The sequence below is a fragment of the Parabacteroides sp. MSK.9.14 genome, assembly GCF_019041495.1.
GTDB classification, from domain to species: domain Bacteria; phylum Bacteroidota; class Bacteroidia; order Bacteroidales; family Tannerellaceae; genus Parabacteroides; species Parabacteroides merdae.
Genome location: NZ_JAHPXO010000090.1, coordinates 1 through 2,121 on the forward strand (window position 1 = coordinate 1; position 2,121 = coordinate 2,121).

At 48.5% G+C, this 2,121-nt stretch carries 1 protein-coding gene; it reads right to left on the bottom strand.

The window, feature by feature from the left end:
* Positions 1–63: 63 nt before the first annotated feature.
* A complete protein-coding gene (locus tag KTG12_RS21095) occupies positions 64–2,118 on the bottom strand; it encodes an alpha-L-fucosidase (RefSeq protein ID WP_005644858.1) in 2,055 nt (684 codons plus the stop codon).
* Positions 2,119–2,121: the final 3 nt, after the last annotated feature.

Consider the following 2,121-nt stretch of genomic DNA (forward strand, 5'->3'; position numbering starts at 1 on the left):
AAAAAAAACAGCAAGGACCTTCACAGGCACTTGCTGCCAAACACAAATTATGTTGAAAATCGTTTAGTCTTCCGTGATAACTGAAAACTCAGCAATTCCAACACGTTTTACGTTATCAACAATTCGTGTTGCCTTAAAAACTAATTTTTTGCCCTTGACAGGAGCAAAATGTATTTCTTGTTCAATCGGGTTATGTTTGATGTTTGAGAACTCGCCCGAAGCCACGACCTTTCCATCCACTGACAATTGATAGTTTGAAATATGTCCCTGCGAATCGCGTCCCTGATTAGGGGTGTAAACAAAACCGCTTATCGTATGAGGGGCGGCCAACTCTACTACTATTTCGTTTTTGCCTTCGGGCAGATAATAGGTGGAATAACCGTTTCCGTCAAACATGAGATTTGTCCGCTCATCGGCAGGGCTGGTCACCTTGTAATCGACTGCTGGCAGGTCGAAACGGCGGCTGGCTACAGGACCGGATTTGCCGGACTGCGCATCATAAGTAATCGCTTTGACGGTTCCTTTCTTGTCCAATATAAACGGAACTTCATATTTTGCAGACTGTGCCGTCGGCTCCGTTCCATCTGTTGTATAATAAATGTCGGTTCCTTCGCTTTCCACATCTATATGGACTTCATTTTTCGCATTTCGCACGATACGCGGCTGTTCCAACAGCGGGGGAGCCAGGAAGGCTTCCACATTATTAATACATAACGGGCCTTTTGCCTCTGTGAAATGAATGCGCAAAGCATCTGCCGGAGTCGTTTTGAAACGGACGATACGTTTGTAACCTACTGTCGAAAGCGTATCGGTTGTTTCCACCGGCAGCCATTTGCCATCCTTTTCCACTTCAAGCGTAAAGGCGCATACACGTTGTCCAAGAGGTATATACTCTTGAATCATCACCCGGTTCAGCGAAGTCCCTGTCGGTAACGGGAAAGTCAGCGAGCCCGACGTCATCCCGTCGGAAGTAGCCCAATAAGAATCCCAGTTGTCGTCCGTCACATTCGATGCTTTATAAGCACCCCCACGGGTTTCGCTTGCTTTTGGCTGGATACCTGCCAAAAGATTATCTTTCAACTCTGCTTGGATCGTATGATACCAGTCGACGGCACGTGCCGAATCGACCGGATGAATCTGTCCGTTCAGTGCTACCGGGAAGTTCAGCAGGAAGTTGGCATTATGCCCCACACTGCGATAATACAAATCGACCAGATTCGGAACAGTACGAACCTGATGATCTTCACGATGATGATAGAACCACCCCGGACGGATCGATACGTCGCATTCTCCCGGCAACCACTGGTTTCCGTCTTTCATTCCCCATTGGTTTTGTGTATAATGTGTCTCCTTGTCCAACGAATAGGGCGACCAGTTTGTTTCGCCGGCCCAACCGGACTCGTTGCCGATCCAGCGGATATCGGGAACCGTTCCGCCGAAGATCATCGCTTCCGGATGTTTCGCTTTGATCATTTCACGGGCAGTCTCGTAGCCGTAATAGGTTTTCGGATCGATCGAACGCGTTTCATTCGTTCCACCGTACCAGCCATTTCCTCCGTTCGCCCCGTCAAACCAGAACTCGAACAACGGACCGTAGTTGGAGATCAGTTCGTTGATTTGCTCATGATAGGTCTTCTGGTATCCTTCCCGCCCATATTCGGCATTATGACGATCCCAGGGAGAGAGGTAAAGCCCGAACTTCAAGCCGTGCTTCTTGCAGGCATCGGACAATTCGCGAACCATGTCGCCCTTTCCGTTTTTATAAGGCGAGTTAGAGATATTATAGTCGACCGTTTTGGTCGGCCAAAGGCAAAAGCCGTCGTGGTGCTTAGCTGTCAGGATCACCCCTTTCAGGCCGGCCGCTTTGATGATACGTACCCATTGTTCGCAATCCAGGTCTGTCGGATTGAATGTTTCCGCAGGTGTATTCCCATAGCCCCATTCCAAATCATTGAATGTGTTCAACCCGAAATGCACGAATGCATAATTCTCCATTTTCTGCCATTTGATCTGCTCCGGCGTCGGAACTGGCAAAACAGGTGCGGGCGGCTCTACTTCCTTGCAGGAAAGAAATAACCCGGCAAACATACCGGTGATTAAAAGATTCTTTGTGTTCATGTT